The following is a 20,809-nucleotide window of genomic DNA, read 5'->3' as shown; positions in this document are numbered from 1 at the left end:
GCGCAACAGTTGAAATTGCTGGGGCTGCTTTGCAGCCCTTTCGCGACACAAGGCCGCTCCTACAGGGATTGCGGCAACTTTTAGAATTTGAGCGCATTGATCAACGCTGATTATCGGCTGCTCCCTGTCGCCCGGTACCTTCCGAGCCACTGCCATCCATACCCGGCAAATCCCGGTTGTCATTCTGTTCAGCGGGCGGGCTGTCCGGGTCGTTGCCTTTTATGCGTGGGTCGGTGTCCCGCGGCATGGGCTTTTCGATCGGGTTGAGGGTGCTGTCCGCGCCCGGCTTGGGCGCCGGGTTGTGCGGGTCGTCGGGGTAGGTGGGGCCGGTGCCGGCAGCGATGGCCAATGGCGTGGCGAGCAGGGCAATCAGCAGGATGCTTGAGCGGGGCATGGCAGGCTCCTTTGCTTCTGGTAGGGCTGATACTTCCGTTCGGCCCTACCCGAAGCTTCAAGGTGCCATTACCCCGATCAACGGTTACACCACCAGCGACAGCAACATGATGAAGATGATGCCGACGATCGACAGGATGGTCTCCATCATGCTCCAGGTCTTGAAGGTTTCCGCCACGGTCATGTTGAAGTACTGCTTCACCAGCCAGAAACCGGCGTCGTTGACATGGGACAGGATCAACGAGCCGGCGCCGGTGGCCAGCACCAGCAGCTCACGGTTGACCCCAGGCACCAGGTCGATCACCGGTGCGACGATGCCCGCGCCGGTGATGGTGGCGACCGTCGCGGAACCGGTGGCAATGCGGATTACCGCCGCTACCAGCCAGGCCAGCATGATCGGCGAAATCTCCGCCTGCACGGCCATCTGCCCGATCACGTTGCCCACGCCGGTGTCTACCAGCATCTGCTTGAAGCCGCCGCCGGCACCCACGATCAGCACGATCGCCGCGGTTGGTGCCAGGCTCTGGTCGAGCATCTTCATGATCTGCTGGCGGTTGAAGCCACGGGCCGAGCCGAAGGTGTAGAAGGCCAGCAGCAGGGCAGCGAGCAGGGCGGTGATGGGGTGGCCGATCAGGTCCATCCACTGGCGCACGATGTGCTCGGCTGGCAGCACCACGTCGGCGAAGGTCTTCAGCAGCATCAGCACCACCGGCAGCAGCACGGTGACCAGGGTGATGGTGAAGCTCGGCAGGTTGCCCTGGTCGGACTCCTTGGCGATCTGGTCCATCAGCTCCTGGGACGGGGTGCCCGGGATGTAGCGGGAAATGAAGTTACCGAACAGCGGGCCGGCGATGATGGCGGTAGGCAGCGCCACGATCAGGCCATAGAAGATGGTCTTGCCGATGTCGGCATGGAAGATGCCGATCGCCAGCAGCGGGCCCGGATGCGGGGGCACCAGGCCGTGCACCACCGACAGGCCGGCCAGCAGTGGAATGCCGATCTTGATCAGCGACACGCCGGAACGCCGGGCGACGATGAACACCAGCGGAATCAGCAGCACGAAGCCGATCTCGAAGAACAGCGGGATGCCCACCAGGAAGGCGGCGAACATCATCGCCCAGTGCACGTTCTTCTTGCCGAAGGCACGGATGAGGGTTTGCGCGATCTGGTCGGCCCCCCCGGAGTCGGCCATCAGCTTGCCAAGCATGGTGCCCAGGGCAAGCACGATGCCGACGAAGCCCAGCACGCCGCCAAAACCGTCCTGGAACGATTTCATGACCTTGGCCACCGGCATGCCGGAGGTCAGGCCAAGGAAGCCGGCCGCGATGGTCAGGGCGACGAAGGGGTGGACTTTGAAGTGGGTGATCAGCAGGATCAGCCCGACGATGGTAACCAGCGCGTCGAGCAGCAGGAAGGTATCAGTAGCCAGTCCGAACATGGTTTGAAGGCCTCGGTCTTATCGTTGTTTTGGCGTAGCTTTTTTGTAACTTTGCTTGCGCTTATGGGGCAGGGTAGCGCTGTCTTGGGTGGGCCGGGAAAGCCGCCACGGTCAGGCGGTTTGTGCCAGGCCCGGCTCACCGCGGCCCTTTAGCCAGCTGTCCACCGCTTCGGCAAGCGCTTCGATGGGCTGGGTGGCGTCAAGCGCGATAGTCAGGGGTTCGCCGTGTGGCGCCTCGAGGGCAGCGAACTGGCTGTCGATGAGGCTCGCCGGCATGAAATGCCCGGGGCGGGCCAGCACGCGTTTTTCCGCCTCGGCGGGTGACAGCTCGAGGAACACGAACACCAGCCCGGGCATGGCATCGCGCAGGGAGTCGCGATAGCGGCGTTTGAGGGCCGAACAGGTCAGGATCGGACGTTCCCCGGCCTGGGTCGTGGCTTGCAGCTCCTGACCAAGACGCACCAGCCAGCCGGCACGGTCGCTGTCGTCCAGGGGGATGCCAGCGCTCATCTTGCGGATGTTTTCGGCAGGGTGGAAAGCGTCGCCTTCGATCAGGCGGCCGCCGCTTCGGGCGGCGATGGCAGCGCCGATGCAGCTTTTGCCGCAACCGGCCACGCCCATCACCACGATGGCGGACAGGGGAGAATTCATCAGTACCTCCTGCGGGTGAGATAGCGCTGTCTCGTCGTCGACGAACAGTCACCTCCCCGGTGTTATTGATCTTGTCCTTACGCAGTATGGACGCTTGGCGGCGAGCGCGCGGTGGCTGCTACCAAAGATTACATTGCCTGCGTCCTGAGACAGCGCTACCTTAGTGGCCGTTCCCTTTCCTTGCAAGTAGTAAAATTACAACATCCATGTCCCGCACCGGCTCCCGTACCACAGGTCGTCCCACCCTGGCAGAAGTTGCCAGGCTTTCCGGGGTTTCCCCGATTACCGCCTCGCGCGCCCTGCGCGGGGTCAGCACGGTTGCGCCGGAGCTGGTGGAAAAGGTCGTTGCTGCCGCAGCGAGCCTTGGCTACGTGGCCAACCCGGCGGCCCGTGCCTTGGCGTCGGCGCGCAGCCAGTCGGTGGTGGTGTTGATCCCGTCGCTGTCCAACCAGCTGTTCATCGATACGCTGGAAGCCATTCATGAGGTCATGCGCCCGCGCGGGCTCGAGGTGCTGATCGGCAACTATCACTACGATCTTGCCGAAGAAGAGAACCTCATCCGCAACTACCTGGCCTACCAGCCCTGCGGCATGCTGCTGACCGGTTTCGAGCGCAGCGAGGCATCGCGGCAGATGCTGGCGGCCAGTGGCGTGCCCTGTGTGCACATGATGGAACTGAATGGCGAGGCAGGGGCGTTGTCGGTCGGCTTCTCGCAGCAGCAGGCCGGGCGCGCCGCGGCCCGCCACCTGATCGAGCGCGGGCGCAAGCGCCTGGCGTTCATCGCCGCGCAGCTCGACCCGCGGGTGATGCAGCGTGCCGAAGGGTTCCGCCAGGCGTTGGCCGAGGCCGGCTTGCAGGCGGCCGAGCTGGAAGTGCTGGCGCCGGAGCCTTCTTCCATTGCCCTGGGCAGCGCGTTGTTCAGCCAGCTGCTGCAACAGGCGCCGGATGTCGACGGTATCTTCTTCTGCAACGACGACCTGGCCCAGGGCGCGGTGCTGCAGGCATTGCGCCAAGGGGTGGAGGTGCCGCGGCAGGTGGCGATGGTCGGTTTCAACGACCTGCCGGCCTCGGCGCACATGGTGCCGCGGCTGACCTCGATTCGCACGCCTCGGGCCGCCGTGGGGCGCGGTGCTGCACAGGCGCTGCTGGCGTTGCTCGATGGCAAGCGGGTGCCGAATGCGCAGCAGGACCTGGGCTTCGAGTTGATGGTGCGGGAGAGTTCCTGAGCCCGGACGCTTGCCCATCCTGGTCAAGAAGCGCGCTCCGTACTATGAATGCATTAATTACAAGGTGATAGCACTGTGCTTGCATGGCGCTAACGGCGATCTATGCTCAGGACACCGCGCATACAGGAGCCCGGCGTCATGTTCGATTTCCACCGCAAGTCCGATCTGGTCGAGATCCAGCGCAGTCATGAGGCCTTGGCCAGCTTGCAGGCCAAGCTGGCGGCGATCAGCCGCTCCATGGCAATGATCGAGTTCACCCCCGACGGCACGATCCTCGATGCCAATGAGCGCTTCTGCCAGGCCATGGGCTACAGCGCCGAGGAGTTGCGCGGCAAGCACCACCGTCTGTTCTGCGACCCTGGCTACGCGAAAAGCGCCGAATACCAGCAACTGTGGCGTGAACTGGGGCAGGGCAAGGCCATCAGCGGTACCTTCGAGCGCATCGACAAGGCCGGCCGCGAAGTCTGGCTGGAAGCCAGCTACATGCCGGTACTGGACGAGCAGCGCCAGGTCACCAGCGTGATCAAGGTGGCATCCGACATCAGCCAGCGGGTGATGGAGGAGCACGAGAGCGAAAGCCTGCTCAAGGCCATCAGCCGCTCCATGGCGGTGATCGAATTCACCCCGCAAGGCCGGGTGATCAAGGCCAACCAGAACTTCCTCGACACCATGGGCTATCGCCTGGACGAGGTGGTCGGCCGCCATCACGGGCTGTTCTGCCTGGCGCATGAGCGCGAATCGGCGGAGTACCGCGAGTTCTGGGCTTCGCTCAACCGCGGCGAATACCATTCGCACCGTTTCGAGCGCGTCGACAAACATGGCCGGACGGTCTACCTGGAGGCGTCCTACAACCCGATCTTCGACAGCAAGGGCCGCTTGTACAAGGTGGTGAAGTTCGCCAGCGACATCACCCGCCAGATCAGCACCCAGCAAAGCGCCGCCGATGCTGCCCATGCCAGTTCGGTGCAGACCGATGCCTGCGCGCGCAAGGGCACCGAGGTGGTACAGCAGGCGGTACAGGTGATCGAGCAGATTTCCCATGAGCTCAACGACGCGGCCCGCAGCATCGATGCGGTGAGCAAGCAGTCGGATGTGATCGGGCAGATCGTGCTGACCATCCGTGGTATTGCCGACCAGACCAACTTGCTGGCTTTGAACGCGGCCATCGAGGCGGCCCGCGCCGGCGAGCACGGGCGCGGTTTTGCCGTGGTGGCCGACGAGGTGCGCAACCTGGCGGCGCGAACCAGCAAGGCCACCGTGGAAATCGTCGACGTGGTGCGGCAGAACCACGACCTGTCGCTGTTGGCCGTGGCCAGCATGCAGTCAAGCTTGAAACGCACCGATCATGGCGTGGCGCTGGCCAATGAGGCCGGCACGGTGATCATGGAAATCCAGCAGGGTTCACGGCACGTGGTAAACGCCATCAGCCAGATCAGTTCGACGCTGCAATTGCATTGAGCGCATCGCCCAACTCGTCCAGCAGGGTCTCCAGGCTGGCCTGCAATTGCAGGCGCAGGTCAACCGTCGGCAGGCCTTGGCCGTGGGCCTGTTCGATGGCTTCGCAATCGTGGACCAGCGTGCGTACCTTGAGCATCTTCGCCCCGCCCTTGATCCTGTGAGCCAGGGCGCGCACAGCCTCGCCGGGGGCATCGGCTGCCAGTGCGCGCAAGGTCGCAAGGTCTTCGCTGACGCTTTGTGCCAGCTGTTCCAGCAGATTCCGCGTCAGTTGTTCGTCGTCCTGGGTCAGGTGCCGCAGTTCGCCAAGGTTGAACCCGCTGGCGCGCCGCGCTGGCGGCTGTTGCCGGGGGTGAGCGTGGGGCAGGTGGGCCTTGAGCGTACGCAGGCCAATGGGTTTGAACAGGCATTCGTCCATGCCGCTGGCCAGGCAGCGGGCACGCTCCTCGGCCTGGGCGTTGGCGGTGACGCCGAGAATGCGGCATGCCGCCAGGCCGCGTTCGCCCTCGAGGCTGCGGATGCGGCGGGTCAGTTCGTGGCCGTCCATGACCGGCATGCTGCAGTCGGTGATCACCAGGTCGAAGCGCGCTGCCTGCCAGCGTGCCAGCGCGATTTCCCCGTTCTCTGCCAGCGTCACCCGATGCCCCAGGGTATGCAGTTGCCGCTCCAGCAGCAGCAGGTTGGCGGGGTAGTCGTCGACCACCAGTATGTTCAGCGGGCCGCTGCTGCTTTCCAGCTCCGGGGCGTTGTGTTCGACCTGTACCGGTGCTGCGCACGCGGGCAGCCGCACGCTGACCTGCACCTTGGTACCTACGCCTTCGACGCTCTGCAGGCTCAAGGTGCCGCCCATCAACTCGGCCAGGGTGCGGCTGATGACCAGCCCCAGGCCGGCACCCTGGCGTGCCCGGGGGCCATCGGCCTGGACGAAGGCATTGAACAGCCGGGCCTGGTCGGCTGGGCCGATGCCGATACCGGTGTCTCGCACATTCAGTTCCACTGCCAGGCTGTCATTGTCGGCGGGCGAGAGCAGCAGGCTGGCCTGGACTTCGCCGCGGTCGGTGAACTTGATGGCGTTGCTGATCAGGTTGGACAAGACTTGCTTGAGGCGCAGCGGATCAGCCAGTACCCAGACCGGCGCAGCGGGCAGCTCGCTGTGCAAGTGCAGGCCTTTGGCCCGTGCATTGCCTTCGAACACCCGTACGGTGGCGCGTACCAGTTCGACCAGGTTGGTGGGCACCGGCTGCAGGGTGATGTGCCCGGATTCGATGCGGGAAATGTCGAGAATATCGCCAATCAGCTCAAGCAGGCCGATGGCCGAATCGTGGGCGGTCTGCAAGGTCTGGGTGTCGCAACGGCCACCGCGGCTGTCTTCCAGGGCCAACTCCAGCAGGCCGATCACGGCATTCATCGGGGTACGTATTTCATGGCTCATGGTGGCCAGGAAGGTACTTTTGGTCTGGCTGGCCTGTTCGGCGTCGTCCTTGGCCTGGCGCAGCTGCTCGAGCAGGCCGCGGCTGAGCGCCAGCTGCGCTTGCAGGGCATGCTGGGCCTCGGTGCGCTGGTTGATCAGCTTGCGCAGGTAGCTGTTCCAGAACACCACCCCGGCCAGCAGCAAGGCCGACAGCACGAGCACCTGCAAGGCCAGGGTGCGGTAGTCGCGCCAAGGGCTGTCACTGACCAGGGTGGTGGTGCGCCAGCGGTTGATCAACTGGTCCAGCTCTTCGGGCGGAATGCTCAGCAGCGCCTTGTCGAGGATTGCCTGCAACTGCGGCTGGTCGGCGGCCACGGCGAAGGCGGCGATGGCCGGGTCGTCGTCGAGCACGCTGGCAATGCGCAGGCGGTCCTTGAACACATGGCTGATGTAGTAGGCGGCATTGATATGGCTGCTCAAGGCGACGTCGGCGGCACCGTTGGCCACGGCTTCCATCAGGCCTAGCGGGTTGTCCACTTCGACCATCCTGGCCTGCGGGTAGCGTTGTTGCAGCACGGCCCGTTGCGGCGAGCCGCGCACCAGGGCGATGCGCTGGCCATCCAGCGCCATGGCCTGCGCCGGTAATGCATTGTCGCCACGGGTGACCAGCACCCGCGGGCTGACCAGGTAGGGGCGGGTATAGCGCAGTTGTTTCGAACGGTCTGCGCTATAGCCCAATGCGCCGATCATCTGCGCATCGCCGCGCGCCAGGCGCTCGACCATTGCCTGCGCCGACGGGCTTTCGACCGGCTTGAAATGCAGCCCTGTGCGCAGCGAGATTTGCTTGAGCAGGTCGAGGGTAATGCCGCTGGGGCGGTGCTGGGCGTCATTGAAGGTCAGTGGTGCCAGCGATGTGTTGACCAGCACGCTGATGCTGGGGTTGGCGGCGATCCAGGCTTCTTCTTCGGCGGTAAGGGCGGTGAGGTGGCGTTGCAGCAGCAGGCTGGTGTTGCCACTGCTCCAGCGGCGCAGGATGTTCAGGCGTTCGCTTTCGCTGATGCGCGCCAGCGCCTTGTCGACCAACTGGCGCAGGCGCGGGTTGTCATTGGCCAGGGCAAAGGCAAACGCACCGGGGGCAACCTGGCAGAAGTGGTCGATCTTCAGTGTGCCCTGATAACTCTTGCCAATCGCGAAGTCGGTACTGATGGCATCGCCCAGGTAGGCGTCGGCCTCGCCCAGTTCGACGGCGGCCAGCCCGCTCAGCGTCGAGCGATACAGGCTCAGTTGCGCCTTGGGGTACAGGCTGCGAACGCTGCTGGCCGGCAGGTAATGATCGACCATGGCCAGGCGCAGGCCGGCGAGGTCGGGGGTGTTCTTCAGGCTGTGCCCCTCGCGGGTGACGATGACCGGCAGGTCGTCGGCGTAGCTCGCACTGAGGCTGAGCTGGGCATCCGCTGCCTCGAAGGCGTTGGAGCTGCCCAGCAGGTCGATACGGCCGTCACGTAGCGCAGCGATGGCTTCGTGGCGGCTGTCGTAGCGTCGTACTTCGATGGTGGTGCCCAGCTGTTCAGCGATGATGCCAGCGTAATCGGCGCTGAGGCCTTCATAGTCGCGTTGGCTGACATTGATTTCCAGCGGTGGGTAGTCGGGCCGCGAGCTGCCAAGCACCAGGTGCTGGCGTTGCTGGAGCCATTGCCGCTCTTCGCTGGACAGCGCCAGCGGGGCGGCGGCGCTGACCGAGCGCGCCAGCAACTGGCGGGGTTCGCTGTTGGCCAGCAGCGCGCCGGAATTGGCCAGGCCGATGACCAGAAGGGCGCTTGCCAGCAGGCGCTTCATTGTCACCAAGCGCTCAGTAGACGCTGTTGCGCTTGGCCAGGTCGACCATCTCAACCAGCGATTCGGTCTTGAGCTTTTCCATGATGCGGCCCCGGTAGGTGCTGATGGTCTTGGCACTGAGGTTCATGCAGGTGCCGATATTCTTGTTGTTCTCGCCGCGTGACAGGCGCCTGAGCACTTCCATTTCCCGGTTGGACAGGCTCGCCAGACGCACCGGCTCGCTTTCCAGCGAGTTGCTGTTGACCGACATCTGCGGGAAGGTCGAGTAGCCTTTGACCAAGGCCTTCAGGGCGAACAGCAAGGCCTCGTGGTCCTCGTCCTTGGTGACGAAGGCTCCGATGCCGGCATCCAGGCAGCGCCGTACATACAGGTCGGTGGCCTGGCCGGTCAGTACCATGATCTTGGGGGCCGGTTCCAGGCTTTGGAGGCGCTTGATGACTTCCATGCCGTCCAGGCCCGGAAGCCCGATGTCAAGGATGACCACGTTCGGGCGCAGTGTGCGGACCACCTGAGTGACTTCACTGCCATCGCCGACTTCGCCGACGACCTGGAAGCGCTCGCGTTCGAGCAACATTTTCAAGGACAGTCGCACTATGGGGTGGTCGTCGACGATCAGCACGGTAGTCATGAAGAAAACTCCTGTCAGGATGTGGTCCGCTTCCTGGATCACTCAGGAATACGTCTGCAAGTAGGGTTATCGGAAGCGCTGCACGATACGACCATTCCCGAAATTTGGTAATGCCGAGTATAGAAGTGTTGAAAGTCCCCGGGCTAGTTGTTGAAAAGTCCTACAAAAAGTGGGAAAGACATCACCCTGACAAAGCGGCGATGTCTGTTTTTTTGAATGTTTTGAAGTAGATCATGCGCAGGCGGAGTGTACTTTGCTCACGCGCTGGGTCGAGGCGGGGTTGTTGGCCAGCGCCTGGCCAACCCGTGTCGGGCGTGCCACCAACTGGCCGGTGCAGTTCGGGCAGCGGCCCTGGAAACGGGTTTCGGCGCAGGTACGGCAGAAGGTGCATTCGAAGGAGCAGATCAGCGCATCGGGGCTGTCACCCGGCAGGTCGGTATCGCAGCACTCGCAGTTTGGGCGTAGGTCCAGCATGGGCATGACTCCTGTTTGCAGGCGGGAAACCGGAGTCTGCTACGCCCGTGGCGAACCTGGCAATGTTCAGTCGCCAGGGCGATAGAGGTGGGCATGCCCGGCGCGGTACAAGGCCGATTCGGCAAACGGTGTGTCGCCCAGCACATGGCCCACCAGGATCAGCGCCGTGCGCCGGAAGCCCTTGGCCGCGACGCGTTCGACGATATCGCCGAGGGTGCCGCGCACCCAGTCCTGATCCGGCCAGGTGGCGCGATGCACCACCGCCACTGGGCAGTGCGCGCCGTAGTGCGGCAGCAGTTCTTCGACGATTCGCGACAGGTGCTTGACCCCCAGGTGGATCGCCAGGGTGCTGCCATGGCGCGCCAGGTCGCCAAGTTGCTCGCCGGGCGGCATCGGCGAACTGTCGCCATAGCGGGTAAGGATAACGGTCTGCGCTACCTGGGGCAGGGTCAGTTCGCAGCCGAGCAGGGCGGCGCTGGCCGCCGTGGCGGTGACCCCGGGGATGATCTGGTAATCGATGCCCAGCGCCTGCAGATGGCGGATCTGCTCGCCGATGGCGCCGTACAGGCTGGGGTCGCCACTGTGTACCCGGGCCACATCCAGGCCTTGCTCATGCGCACTGCGCATGGCGGCAATGATCTGCTCCAGGTGCAGTTCGGCGCTATTGATCATGGTCTCGGCCTGGTGGCCCTCGAGCACGGCGGCCGGCACCAGCGAACCGGCATAGATGATCACCGGGCACTGGCGGATCAGCCGTTGGCCCTTGATTGTGATCAGTTCCGGGTCGCCGGGGCCGGCGCCGATGAAGTAGACCGTCATGGAAAGTCCTTGCAGGAAAGAGGGGAAACGTTCAACAGGCCAGGGCGAGGGTAGCCGGGCCCAGTACCTGGCGCGTCAGCAGCAACCTGGCCGTGCCGAGCCGCTCGCTGGCCAGGGCCAAAGCCGCGCTCTCCGCCACGCCCCAGCAGCCGCAGTGGGCATGGGCAGCGGCGGAGCGGTGGCTGAGCTGGAGTTCGTAGGGTTGCAATTGCGCGGTATCGTACAACACCAAGGGCACGCCGAGGCGTTCGGCCAGTTGCTGCAAGCCGGGTTCGTCGGCCTTCAGGCTGATGCTGGCGATACCGTGCAGGCCGGCCAACGCCAGGCCCTGGTTGGCCAGGGCCTGGCGTAGCAAGGTTTCCAGCGTATCCGCCGGGCAACCCCGGCGGCAGCCGAAGCCGGCGTAAAAGGCAGGCATCAGGCCTGGCTGGAGCGCCGGAACAGCCAGGCGCTGAGCAGGCCCAGGGCCAGCCAGAAGGCGGCGTTGGTCAGCCAGGAGGCCACTTTGAACTGGGTTTCCAGTGCGGCGGGGGCCAGGCTCTCGTGCACCTCGGGTTGCGGCGCACCGATCACATGGGGAATGACCAGCAGCACGGCGCCCAGCGCCTTCAGCAACCAGTGGCGGGCGAATACCAGCAGGGCAAGGCCCAGCGCGGTGGCGCTGGCGGTGCCGATCCACCAGGCCTGGCGTTGCCCCAGGTCGGCGGCTGCAGTACCTGGCAGTTCCGGCGGCAGGCCCAGGGTCGGGGCCAGGCAGAACACGGCGAAGCCGGCCAGCCCCCACAGTGCGCCGGTGCCGGCACGCTTGGGTTCGCGCAGGCTGTACAGGGCGGTGAGGATCAGGGCGAAGCCGACCGCGACCACCAGGTTGCCGCCAGTGGTGGACAGCACCCGCTGCCAGCCGTCTTCCGGCGACCAGGCTTCGGCGCTGTGTTCATGGGCGGCCACTTCGCCGGCATGCTCGTGCTGGGCGACCGGGGCCGAGGATTCGTAGGTTTCTGCCTCGAGGATCAGCGGGGCGACCCAGAAGCTTTGCAGCAAGGTCAGCAGCAAGGCCGCCAGCAACCCGCTGAAGCCCGCGGTACGGGCAATGCGTGTGATCATCGGGCGTACTCAGTGGCAGGGGAAGGCGGCGCTGTGGCGGGTGTCGTGGGCGGCGTTGTGCACGGCTTCGATGTGCGAGAAGCCGGCGAAGTACACCAGGCACAGGCCCAGCAGGCTGGCGCCGACGGCGATGACGACACGCTGGCTGAGGGTGACGGGGGTGGTGATGCTGTGTTGCTTGGCGCTGGTGACGGGCATGACGCGTTCCTCTGCTTTTTGTGGGCAACGGGCAAGCGCGGCAGCCCCGAGCGTGGCAGCCCAGGGGAATGCAACAGCGCCCGCCCACCGCGGGGTGTTCATGAACGCCAGGCCGGTCTCCGGGCTTGCGAGGAGGAGCCAGGCTCCTGGAAGGCGTCACCTTCCCATGCCGGGTGACCGGGCACAGTGGTACAGACGCTTCGCTCGCTTACCGTTGCGGGGGCAGCACCGGCCTTGTCCGGCCCTGCTTGAGGGCCTGTGACGCACCGGTTTCCCGTTTCACCCCCATCGGGGGCACCTGAACGCGAGGCATAAGGAGACCATGGGGCGGGGCTGCCGTCAATTGCCCTGATGGTAGGGCTTTGGTTTTGCAGTGCCTGGGAGATCGAGCGCCGCCCGCGCGGCGCTCGATCTCACAGGCGCTGGAAAGTTCAAGGCAAGCGCACTCAAGCCCTCATGCAAGCCGGTTCGGCCTGTAGTGGTCTATGCCGTAAGCATCCACCTGGTCAGCCCCGGGCAAACGTCGCCAGCTTCTCCCCGTCCAGCCGGTAGCGCACCCACTCATCCTGCGCTTCGGCCCCCAGCTTCTGATAGAAGCCGATCGCGGGCTCGTTCCAGTCCAGCACGCTCCATTCCAGCCGCCCGCAATCATTCGCCACCGCTTCGCGGGCAATATGCTGCAGCAATTGCCGCCCGGCACCGTCGCCGCGCTGCTCGGGCGTTATGTACAGGTCTTCCAGGTAGATGCCGTTGCGCCCGAGCCAGGTCGAGTAGCTGTAGAAATACACGGCAAAGCCGATTGCCCGGCCATCGCGCTCGCAAATCAGGCTGTGCACGGTGCTGCCCTCGCCAAAAAGGCTGCGCTCGATATCGGCAACGCTCGCGATCACCTCGTGGCGAGCGCGTTCGTACTCGGCCAGTTCGGTGATGAAGGCCAGGATCTGCTCGGCATCGGCGCGAACGGCAGGGCGAATGGTAAGGCTCATGGTGACGGCTTCCTTGATCTGGTGGTAGCGGTACAGCGATGTGTATCTACACAATTTAGTGAAACTGTATCGGTCGCAGAGGAGGGCGACTCCGTTAGTGTGACACCACCCATAAAGAATGTGGAATGCCTGCCATGCTTGCCTCTGCCGACCTGCTCACCGCCTTCGTGCTGTTTGCCTTCGTGTCCTCCATCACCCCTGGCCCCAACAACACCATGCTGCTGGCCTCGGGCGTCAACTTCGGTGTGCGCCGCTCCATCCCGCACGCCATGGGGATCAGCGTCGGTTTCATGGTAATGGTGCTGGCCGTTGGCCTGGGCCTGGGCGAGGTGTTCAAGGCCTGGCCGCCGCTGTACACGGTACTGCGCTACACCGGCGCCGCCTACCTGCTTTACCTCGCCTGGAAGATCGCCACCTCCGGGCCGGTCGGCACAGCCTCGTCCAGTGCCCGCAAACCGCTGGGCTTCTGGGGAGCGGCGGCATTCCAGTGGGTCAACCCCAAGGCCTGGGTGATGGCAGTCGGTGCAATCACCACCTACACGCCGGCGCAAGGCTATGTGACCAACGTCATTGTCATTGCCGCCTTGTTTGCCCTGGTCAACCTGCCCAGCGTGGGGGTGTGGGTGATGTTCGGCAGCGCCCTGCGCAACCTGTTGCAGAACCCGCGCTGGCTGATGCTGTTCAATGTCCTGATGGCCTTGTTGCTGGTGATTTCACTGTACCCGTTGCTGTTTGTAGAATCGGCGTTTTCCTGACCCCGCGAGTACAGCAAGCCGATGCAGTTGATCCCCTGGTCCCACGAATGCGCCGAAGGCTTCACCCTGCGTGGCTGGCGAACCCCGGCCAGTGGCAAGCCGCTGCTGCATTTTCTGCACGGCAACGGCTTCTGCTGCCTTGCCTACCAGCCATTGCTGATGCGCCTGGGCGAACATTTCGACCTGTGGCTCAGCGATGTCCAGGGCCATGGTGACAGTGACCATGGCGGGGTTTTTCGTGGCTGGAACCGCACCGCTGCGCTGGCGGTGGAGGCTTTCGCAGCCGGGCGGGGCGAGTATGGCGACGTACCGCGCTTTGCCGTCGGGCACAGCTTCGGTGGCGTGCTCACCGGCCTGATCCTGGCCAGTGAACCGCAGCTGTTCACCCGTGCCGTGCTGCTTGACCCGGTACTGTTCAGCCGGCGCATGCTGGGTGTTATGGGGGTGGCGGCCCTGGTCGGCTTGCATCAGCGTCACGCCTTGGCGCGCAAGGCCGCCAGCCGTCGCAGCCACTGGCCCGACCGCGAGGCAGCCCTGGCTTCGCTGCATGGGCGGGGTATCTTCAAGGGGTGGACCGATGCGGCGCTGCGGGCCTACGTCGAGCATGCCATCGGCGACTGTGGCGAAGCGGTGGTGCTCAAGTGCCGGCCCAGCCGCGAAGTGGAAATCTTCAGTTCCTTCCCCAAGCGCATGTGGGCAAGCCTGACGGCGATCCGCACGCCCACGCGGGTGCTGTACGGCGAGCACACCTACCCCTTCGTGCCCCATTCGGTGAGCCGCCTGGCGGCGCTCAACCCTCAGGTGACCGCCAGGCAAGTTGCAGGTGGGCACTGCTTCATGCAGGAAGACCCGGTCATTGCTGCAGAACAGGTGCTCGGTTTCTTGCAAGGCTGACTGTTCCATGGGTGGAACGATGAATGCCAAGCAGGCCTGCTACCGCCTGATTGGCATCATTGATAAGGTTATCTCAACCAAGAGAGGAGCTTTCTCATGAAAACGGTTCTGGGTATTCACCGCAGCCCCCACGCCCACTGGGTAGGTGATGGTTTCCCGGTGCGCAGCCTGTTCACCTACGACAACCTGGCCAGCAAGATCAGCCCGTTCCTGCTGCTGGACTATGCCGGCCCTCATGACTTCACCCCGACCAGTGCGCGGCGCGGCGTTGGCCAGCACCCGCACCGCGGCTTCGAGACCGTGACCATCGTTTACCAGGGCGAACTGGAGCACCGCGACTCTACCGGCGCTGGCGGCTTGATCGGCCCCGGTGACGTGCAGTGGATGACTGCTGCCAACGGCATCATCCATGAAGAGTTCCACTCCCCGGGCTTCGCCCGCACTGGCGGTACGCTGGAGATGGTACAGCTGTGGGTCAACCTGCCGGCACGGGACAAGCGCGCAGCGGCTGGCTACCAGACGCTGCTGGCCGAGGACATCCCGGTGGTGGCGCTGGACGGCGAGGGCGGCAGCCTGCGGGTGATTGCAGGTGAATATCGTGGGCATTCGGGGCCGGCGCGAACCTTTACCGCCATGGATGTCTGGGACATGCGCCTGAATGCCGGTGCAACCTTGCAGCTGCCGGTTGCCGCCGGTCGCAATGCGGCGCTGGTGGTGTTGCGTGGCAATGTGCGGATCAACGGCGAGCGCGAAGCCGGCCCATCCAGCCTGGTGCTGCTTGACCGCGGCGGTGAGGATGTTGCCGTCGAAGCGCTGGAAGGTGCCAGCCTGCTGCTGCTCAGCGGTGAACCGATCGACGAGCCGATCGTGGGCTATGGCCCGTTCGTGATGAACAGCCAGGCAGAAATTGCCGAGTCGTTCGACGACTTCCATGCCGGGCGGTTCGGGCAGATGCAGGATGCACGGGGCGGTGCAGCGCATTGATCCTTGACTGAAAAAGCTGGGGCTGCGTTGCAGCCCTATCGCGACACAGGGCCGCTCCTACAGGGAAGCACGATCCCCTGTAGGAGCGGCCTTGTGTCGCGATAGGGGCGCAAAGCGCCCCCAGCACTCAAAAGCCACGTCCGGATTGAAACCATTGGCATTACTGGCATGATCACCCCATGCCCAAGCTCACCCCCTTGCACGCCGTGCGCCGATCATTGCCCACCCCCGGCCACCACACCTTGTGGCTGCGCTACCGCGCCCCTTACCACTGGCCCTCGACGCTGGCCTTCCTCGCTGCCCGCTGCATCCCCGGCATCGAGACCTGCCTCGACGGCACCTACCGCCGTACTCTGGTAATTGCCGGCCGCCACGCCGTCTTGCACGCCACACCTTCGGGCAGCCAGTACCTGCGGGTCCGCCTTGAAGGCGTCCCGGCCCACGCGCTACCCGGCCTGACCGCCAGGCTGAGGCGGGTCTTCGACCTTGATGCCGACCCCGCGCGCATCAATGCAGAACTGTCCCGCGATCCGCTGATGGCCCGCCTGCTACAGGAGCGCCCGGGCCTGCGCGTGCCACAAGGCTGGGACGCCTGCGAGCAGGCCATGCGCACTGTGCTGGGCCAGCAGGTCAGTGTGGCCGGGGCCATGACCCTGGCCGGCCGCCTGGTGCAACGCCACGGCGTGCCCTTGCGCTGGCCCGCACCGGGCCTGAGCCACGTGTTTCCGGCGCTGCCGGTATTGGCGGCTGCGCAGTTCGACGGTATGGGCATGCCGCGGGCGCGCGCCGCCACCCTGGGCACGCTGGCCAGCGCCTTGCTGGCCGAGCCCGGGCTGCTACGCCGCGGGCAAGTGCTGGATGAACTGCTGCGCAACCTGTGCCAACTCAAGGGGATCGGCCCCTGGAGCGCGCACTACCTGGCGTTGCGCCAGGCCGGCGCGGCCGATGCCTTGCCGCTGGGCGACGTGGCGCTGGTCAAGGCGTTGCGCCTGCTCGAAGGCGACGACGCCCAACTGGCGCAACGAGCTTTGGCCTGGCGACCGTGGCGAGCCTATGCGGCGCAGCATCTGTGGGCATCGCTGGGGCCTGCCGGCACCGCTCGTCGCTAAGTCTGCCATCGCGTTCGAACACTCGAACTGCGCAGGCGATCTTCCACTAAGGTGCTAGAGGATTCCCCGCATGATCATTGCCCAGGCGCATGGACGCCTGCTCCGGCATGCGCAATATCAATTGGCGCCTCGCCCGACAAAGGCGTACTCACACAACAGGCCATCCCAAAGAGAGGGTCGTACCATGTCGTTGATAGGAGTTTCGATGCTAGAAATGCGGCAGATGATCGAGCAGGCCTGCCTGCCCGACCGTTGCGAAGTCAGCTGCACGGACGGCGCCAACCTGACCATCCGCCTGGGTCAGGGCCAGAGTCTCGACGAGGGCGTGACCCTGAGCGGGGTCCCCCTGCATAGCCTCAACAGTTGCCGCGACCTGGTCAACCTGGTGGGGCAGCTGCACGCGCTGCGTGACAGCCACCCGGCGCCACTCAAGGCGATCGCCTGAGGCGCCTGCCGCGCCCCGGTCAGCCCAGGCTGGCCGGGCGCACATATTCCGGCATCAGGCCGTTGAACCAGAACAGGATCATCGCCACCAGGATGGTCACCAGCAGCAGCAACCCCACGCCCCACACGCAGGTAGCGAACAGCATGGCCTGTTCCTTCTTCAGGCGCAGGAAGGTCTGCAACCCGCCATACAGCAACACACTGGCATAGGCCGAGGCTGCCAGCAGCGCAGCCAGCGCGAGCCAGCGGATCGGCAGCAGGCCAACCACCCCGGCAAAGAACCATGGCGTGGCGCAGTAGGCGGCAAAGCCGATGCACTGGTTGAGGCTGGGCTGCGCATCGAAACCGCGCGACATCCAGCGGATCATCGTGCCCATCAACATCACCCCGACGACCGTGGTGGCATAGAGCAGGCCCGCCAGTTGCGCGGCGCTGGCCATGCTCAGGCGCACCCGCTCCTCGGCCGCCAGGCTCCAGCCGAAGGTGGTGGTGCCGAAGAACAGGCACACCGCGGGGATCAACGCCAGGGCCAGCAGGCGCGGCAGATACTGCTGCGGGTGGTCTTCCTCGGCCCGGCGAATATCCAGCCAGGCGTCGGCGGGGTGAGTGAAGAGCTTGAGCAACGGACTGTTCATTGGCGTTCTCCGCGTTCTCCGGCAGACATGGGCCCTTTTGCTATGGAGACGTGACGCGCCCGCTGGGTTCAGCCGGGTTGATCGCCGTTGATCGTCTTACAGCAGTTCCAGCAGCAGGTTGAGGCCGCCATCACCGCACTTGCCCTGGTCGCGGACCACACCGTGGTAGCTGCGCCCGTCCCAGACGAAGGCCACGCTGTGGGCACGGTCGACCTTGTCGGGCAGCGGCGGGCAGATGTGCAGGCGCAGGCCCGGGCGGCCTTGCAGGTTGAGGGCGGCGAGTTGGCACTGGCATTCCACGCTTTGTGCCACCGGGCCGAACAGGGTGTCGCGTACGTAATCGAGTTGCAGTGAGGAATTGGGCGCGCGGCAGGGCATTTTCATGGGCGCGCGGCTCCGCTGTGAGGGGTCGGGGAACAGGGCTGGCAGGGCATGGCGGGCTCCAGGCTGAAGAGGGCATGGCATATCGTTTGAAGCTTGCCTGGCCAAGATGTTCAACGTGTTTCATGCGCGTTCATCCTGTTTGCGCCGGGTGACAGGCCGTCGCTCCGATTCAGCCACCGGCCTTGCGCAGGGTCAGGTTTATCCGCCGTTCACCCAGGCGCGGATGCACGCCGGGCTTGATCGGGAGCACGCCGTGAAAGCGCAAGCGGTCCTCTCCACCCCAGACCAGCACATCGCCGTGGCTCAGTGGGATGCGCTGGGTCTTGTCGGCGCGCTGCAGGCCACCGAACAGGAACACCGCCGGCAAGCCCAGCGACACCGACACGATCGGTTGGCCGAAGTCCTGCTCGTCGCGGTCCTGGTGCAGGCTCAGGCGGGTGCCCGGCAGGTAATGGTTGACCAGGCAGGCATCCGGCACGAAGCCGTCGAACCCGGCCATGGCCGCGGCGCGGTTGGCCAGCTCGAGCAACACGGGGGGCAGGGCGGGCCAGGGTTTGCCGCTGAGCGGGTCGCAATGGCTGTAGCGGTAGCCGTGTTCGTCACTGACCCAACCCAGCGTGCCGCAGTTGGTCAACCCTACCGCCATGCGCAGGCCGCCCGGGGTGTGCATGTGCCGGAACGGCGCGGCACGCAGCACCGGGCGCAGGGCATCGAGCAGAGGCTCGATCTCGGCCAGGGCGAAGCCGGGCAGCAGCACGGTGTGGCTGGCCAGGCGTTGCGGCTGGTGGCCGAACAGGTTGAGGTCGGACTGGATCATGGGATTGGGTATCGGCTTGGTTGGGGACCATTGTAATGCGCTTGGCAGGCTTGGCCTATTCGCGGGCATGCCCGCTCCCACAGGGTTGGCGCAGGCTTTGACGGCGGTGGAGTACCTGTGGGAGCGGGCGTGCCCGCGAACAGGTCGGCAAGAAAAGAAGTTCTGACAGGAATAAAAAGGAACCGCGGCACCAGGGAGAGGAGCACCGCGGTTCAAAGGGGGAGCGATCTATTGCTGGGTCACAGTGGCCACGTTCGCGCTGCCCAGCTGGCTGATGGTCGCGGTCTGGGTGACACCGCTCTGGTCGACGTACGCCTTGTTGCCCTGGCCTCCCTGGGTCACGTAGGCGACGTTGTAACTGTCAACCTGCTTGATGGTGGCTTCGTTGCCGCCACCGTACAGCTGGTTGGTGTAGCTCTGGTTGCTGTAGCCGGACTGGTCCAGGTTGATGACGTTGCCGGTGCCCTGGCTGTTGCCGTAGGCATAGTTTTCGGTGCCACGCTGGTCGGCGATCAGGATGTTGTCAGTGCCGTTCTGTTCGAAGTACAGCTCGTTGTTCATGTCGGCCTGCTTGGTCTCCATCTGGTTGCCGGTGCCTTTCTGGGTCAGCGTGGCCAGCTGGTTGTCACCGTTCTGGGTCAGGTTGGCGCCGTTGCCATTGCCGTTCTGGTTGATGGTGGCGTTCTGGTTGGTACCGAACTGGCCGCCCATCTTGGCGCCTTTCCAGTTGCTGGCAGTGACGCTGTTGCCATTGCCCTTGGTGTTGATGGTCAGGTTGAGGTTTTCACCGTTCTGGTAGGTGAAATGCAGGTTGTTGCTACCGGTCTGGGTGATGGTGGTGGTCGAGTTGTTGGTCTCGAACTGGTCCGACCAGCTGGCGTTGGCCGTGCCCTGTTGCGACAGGCTGACCTTGTTGTTCATGCCGAAGCTCTGGTCGATATAGCCTTCGTTCAGCTGGCCGGACTGGGTTACCGATGCCTGGCTGGCAGTCTGGTTGTCCTGCCACACTTCCACCGAGTTGCCGCCACCGTACTGGCCTATGCCGATGGTGCCGCCGGTGCCGTCGCGCTGGTCGCCATACGCCCAGTTGCCTTTGCCATCCTGGTAGACCTGGATATCGCCATCGACGTAGCTCAGGTGCTCGGCGGCGGCGTAGTTGTCCTGGCCGGTCTGGTTGATGATGCTGCTGTTGTTGCTGCCACCAAAGGTCTGCTCGATGAAGGCCTCGTTGCGCTGGCCGGATTGCCAGGTGGTGGCCTTGCTGCCTTCCTGGCTGTCCTGCCACACGGTCGAGGTGTTTTCGGCGCCTTGCTGGGTTTGCAGCGACTGGTTGCCCAGGCCCAGCGACTGGCTGACGAAGGCATCGTTGTAGCTGCCGCTGGCGTGCTGGGTGATCTGGCTGCCGTTCTCGAACAGTTGGTCGGCGTAGCCGGCGTTGTACTGGCCGTTGGCACTCTGCTGGATATCACTGGTGCTCTCGGATTGCACCGCCAGGTGGTTGTTGCCCTTGCCGGTCTGGGTCTGGGTGGCCGAGGCGAATGGCGCCAGGGACTGGCTGACTTCGGCGATGTTTTCCTTGCCGTCCTGGGTCTGGGACGAGGTGCTGTCAGCAGCCATGGCCTGACCTGCAAGGGCCAGGACGATAGCGGCACTTAACGGAGCGAGCTTGTACATGGGGGTGCCTCCAGGGCTATCGGTATTGGGTGATCTGAACGTGCTGGCCATTGCCGGCCTGGGTCACGGAGCTGTTGAGGCCAGTGCCGGACTGCACGATGCTGGCGCTGTTGTCGTTGCCGATCTGCTCGATGGCCGCGCTGTTGCTGCTGCCGCTCTGGCGGATCGACGCGCTGTTGCCATTTCCCTGTTGGCTGATGATGGCCATCAGGTCACTACCTTCCTGCAAGATGTACGCTTCCTGCGCGCCACCGGCCTGGACGATGCGGCCCAGCAGGGCCTGGCCGTTCTGGTCGAGTGCGGCGCGGTTGCCCGCGCCTTGCTGCTCGATCACCGCAGCCTGGCCGGCGCCGGCCGGCAGCAGGCGGATGATCACCGGGTCGCCGAGGTCGTTGCCGGGCGCGAGGTCGGCATTGTCCAGCAGGTCGTCGGCCCAGCAGGCCTGGCCCACCAGGGCCAGGCCGAGCAGCAGGGGGTACAGGCGTTTCATTGCA

23 protein-coding genes, 1 pseudogene and 1 riboswitch are annotated in these 20,809 nt (G+C 64.8%); of the genes and pseudogenes, 8 read left to right on the top strand and 16 right to left on the bottom strand.

What is annotated here, in order from left to right:
- Positions 1-100 precede the first annotated feature (100 nt).
- The 3 genes from ABNP31_RS14040 to ABNP31_RS14030 all read right to left on the bottom strand — a co-directional run bounded on the left by ABNP31_RS14040 (position 101) and on the right by ABNP31_RS14030 (position 2,482).
- Positions 101-394: a hypothetical protein gene (locus tag ABNP31_RS14040; RefSeq protein WP_085664748.1), complete on the bottom strand. Its 294-nt coding sequence runs from the start codon at positions 392-394 to the stop codon at positions 101-103.
- Positions 395-478: 84 nt separating this feature from the next.
- Positions 479-1,831 carry a GntP family permease gene (locus ABNP31_RS14035; RefSeq protein ID WP_015270532.1) on the bottom strand — a complete coding sequence of 451 codons (1,353 nt, stop codon included), beginning with the start codon at positions 1,829-1,831 and terminating at the stop codon, positions 479-481.
- Positions 1,832-1,942: 111 nt separating this feature from the next.
- Positions 1,943-2,482, bottom strand: a complete 540-nt coding sequence (locus tag ABNP31_RS14030) for a gluconokinase (RefSeq protein WP_085664749.1) — start codon at positions 2,480-2,482, stop codon at positions 1,943-1,945.
- Positions 2,483-2,688: 206 nt separating this feature from the next.
- Between ABNP31_RS14030 and ABNP31_RS14025 the strand changes: the two genes are divergently transcribed.
- The 3 genes and pseudogenes from ABNP31_RS14025 to ABNP31_RS26220 all read left to right on the top strand — a co-directional run bounded on the left by ABNP31_RS14025 (position 2,689) and on the right by ABNP31_RS26220 (position 5,166).
- On the top strand, positions 2,689-3,708 hold the full coding sequence (locus tag ABNP31_RS14025; protein WP_025339312.1) for a LacI family DNA-binding transcriptional regulator: 1,020 nt from the start codon (positions 2,689-2,691) through the stop codon (positions 3,706-3,708).
- Positions 3,709-3,810: 102 nt separating this feature from the next.
- Positions 3,811-4,581 (top strand): annotated as a pseudogene (locus ABNP31_RS26225) (PAS domain-containing protein); the annotation flags it as partial.
- 12 nt (positions 4,582-4,593) lie between these two features.
- Positions 4,594-5,166, top strand: coding sequence for a methyl-accepting chemotaxis protein (locus tag ABNP31_RS26220; RefSeq protein WP_238067630.1), 573 nt, complete (start codon positions 4,594-4,596; stop codon positions 5,164-5,166).
- On the opposite strand, the gene ABNP31_RS14015 is transcribed toward ABNP31_RS26220, so the two are convergent.
- From ABNP31_RS14015 to ABNP31_RS13980, 8 genes are all read right to left on the bottom strand, one after another.
- Positions 5,141-8,410, bottom strand: a complete 3,270-nt coding sequence (locus tag ABNP31_RS14015) for a transporter substrate-binding domain-containing protein (RefSeq protein WP_238067629.1) — start codon at positions 8,408-8,410, stop codon at positions 5,141-5,143. The genes ABNP31_RS26220 and ABNP31_RS14015 overlap by 26 nt on opposite strands.
- Before the next feature lie 13 nt (positions 8,411-8,423).
- On the bottom strand, positions 8,424-9,038 hold the full coding sequence (locus ABNP31_RS14010; protein ID WP_085588546.1) for a response regulator transcription factor: 615 nt from the start codon (positions 9,036-9,038) through the stop codon (positions 8,424-8,426).
- A gap of 231 nt (positions 9,039-9,269) precedes the next feature.
- Positions 9,270-9,512, bottom strand: coding sequence for a DUF1272 domain-containing protein (locus ABNP31_RS14005; protein ID WP_085615510.1), 243 nt, complete (start codon positions 9,510-9,512; stop codon positions 9,270-9,272).
- Positions 9,513-9,578: 66 nt separating this feature from the next.
- Positions 9,579-10,331, bottom strand: coding sequence for a precorrin-4 C(11)-methyltransferase (gene cobM / locus ABNP31_RS14000; RefSeq protein WP_238066389.1), 753 nt, complete (start codon positions 10,329-10,331; stop codon positions 9,579-9,581).
- A gap of 31 nt (positions 10,332-10,362) precedes the next feature.
- On the bottom strand, positions 10,363-10,749 hold the full coding sequence (locus ABNP31_RS13995) for a cobalamin biosynthesis protein (RefSeq protein WP_085664753.1): 387 nt from the start codon (positions 10,747-10,749) through the stop codon (positions 10,363-10,365).
- Positions 10,749-11,435 carry a CbtA family protein gene (locus ABNP31_RS13990; protein ID WP_075045338.1) on the bottom strand — a complete coding sequence of 229 codons (687 nt, stop codon included), beginning with the start codon at positions 11,433-11,435 and terminating at the stop codon, positions 10,749-10,751. The genes ABNP31_RS13995 and ABNP31_RS13990 overlap by 1 nt, the downstream gene beginning before the upstream one ends.
- Before the next feature lie 9 nt (positions 11,436-11,444).
- On the bottom strand, positions 11,445-11,633 hold the full coding sequence (locus ABNP31_RS13985; RefSeq protein ID WP_025339304.1) for a CbtB domain-containing protein: 189 nt from the start codon (positions 11,631-11,633) through the stop codon (positions 11,445-11,447).
- 93 nt (positions 11,634-11,726) lie between these two features.
- Positions 11,727-11,950: riboswitch (cobalamin riboswitch) on the bottom strand.
- Between the two features lie 189 nt (positions 11,951-12,139).
- On the bottom strand, positions 12,140-12,619 hold the full coding sequence (locus ABNP31_RS13980; protein ID WP_085664755.1) for a GNAT family N-acetyltransferase: 480 nt from the start codon (positions 12,617-12,619) through the stop codon (positions 12,140-12,142).
- Between the two features lie 125 nt (positions 12,620-12,744).
- On the opposite strand from ABNP31_RS13980, the gene ABNP31_RS13975 reads away from it, so the two are divergent.
- From ABNP31_RS13975 to ABNP31_RS13955, 5 genes are all read left to right on the top strand, one after another.
- Positions 12,745-13,374, top strand: coding sequence for a LysE family translocator (locus tag ABNP31_RS13975; protein ID WP_025339302.1), 630 nt, complete (start codon positions 12,745-12,747; stop codon positions 13,372-13,374).
- Positions 13,375-13,395: 21 nt separating this feature from the next.
- Positions 13,396-14,268 (top strand): alpha/beta fold hydrolase, encoded by an 873-nt coding sequence (locus tag ABNP31_RS13970; protein WP_085615520.1) that lies wholly within the window; start codon positions 13,396-13,398, stop codon positions 14,266-14,268.
- Between the two features lie 96 nt (positions 14,269-14,364).
- Positions 14,365-15,252: a pirin family protein gene (locus tag ABNP31_RS13965; protein ID WP_350012404.1), complete on the top strand. Its 888-nt coding sequence runs from the start codon at positions 14,365-14,367 to the stop codon at positions 15,250-15,252.
- Between the two features lie 179 nt (positions 15,253-15,431).
- Positions 15,432-16,361, top strand: a complete 930-nt coding sequence (locus ABNP31_RS13960) for a DNA-3-methyladenine glycosylase family protein (protein WP_085664758.1) — start codon at positions 15,432-15,434, stop codon at positions 16,359-16,361.
- A gap of 184 nt (positions 16,362-16,545) precedes the next feature.
- The gene (locus ABNP31_RS13955) at positions 16,546-16,806 is read left to right on the top strand and encodes a DUF1652 domain-containing protein (RefSeq protein WP_025339297.1); all 261 of its coding nucleotides are present in this window, start codon (positions 16,546-16,548) and stop codon (positions 16,804-16,806) included.
- A 19-nt stretch (positions 16,807-16,825) separates the two neighbouring features.
- Here ABNP31_RS13955 and ABNP31_RS13950 read toward each other — a convergent pair whose 3' ends face one another.
- From ABNP31_RS13950 to ABNP31_RS13930, 5 genes are all read right to left on the bottom strand, one after another.
- On the bottom strand, positions 16,826-17,440 hold the full coding sequence (locus ABNP31_RS13950) for a Yip1 family protein (RefSeq protein ID WP_085615526.1): 615 nt from the start codon (positions 17,438-17,440) through the stop codon (positions 16,826-16,828).
- Between the two features lie 96 nt (positions 17,441-17,536).
- On the bottom strand, positions 17,537-17,824 hold the full coding sequence (locus tag ABNP31_RS13945; RefSeq protein ID WP_075045331.1) for a hypothetical protein: 288 nt from the start codon (positions 17,822-17,824) through the stop codon (positions 17,537-17,539).
- Between the two features lie 169 nt (positions 17,825-17,993).
- Positions 17,994-18,641, bottom strand: a complete 648-nt coding sequence (alkB, locus tag ABNP31_RS13940) for a DNA oxidative demethylase AlkB (protein ID WP_350012403.1) — start codon at positions 18,639-18,641, stop codon at positions 17,994-17,996.
- Between the two features lie 228 nt (positions 18,642-18,869).
- Entirely contained in the window at positions 18,870-20,315 is a 1,446-nt protein-coding gene (locus ABNP31_RS13935) for a curlin (protein ID WP_350012402.1), read from the bottom strand.
- Between the two features lie 16 nt (positions 20,316-20,331).
- Positions 20,332-20,805 carry a curlin gene (locus tag ABNP31_RS13930; protein WP_025339292.1) on the bottom strand — a complete coding sequence of 158 codons (474 nt, stop codon included), beginning with the start codon at positions 20,803-20,805 and terminating at the stop codon, positions 20,332-20,334.
- Positions 20,806-20,809 lie beyond the last annotated feature (4 nt).

This window comes from Pseudomonas asiatica (assembly GCF_040214835.1).
Lineage (GTDB): Bacteria > Pseudomonadota > Gammaproteobacteria > Pseudomonadales > Pseudomonadaceae > Aquipseudomonas > Aquipseudomonas putida_Z.
This window is presented reverse-complemented; position numbering and strand designations above follow the sequence as displayed.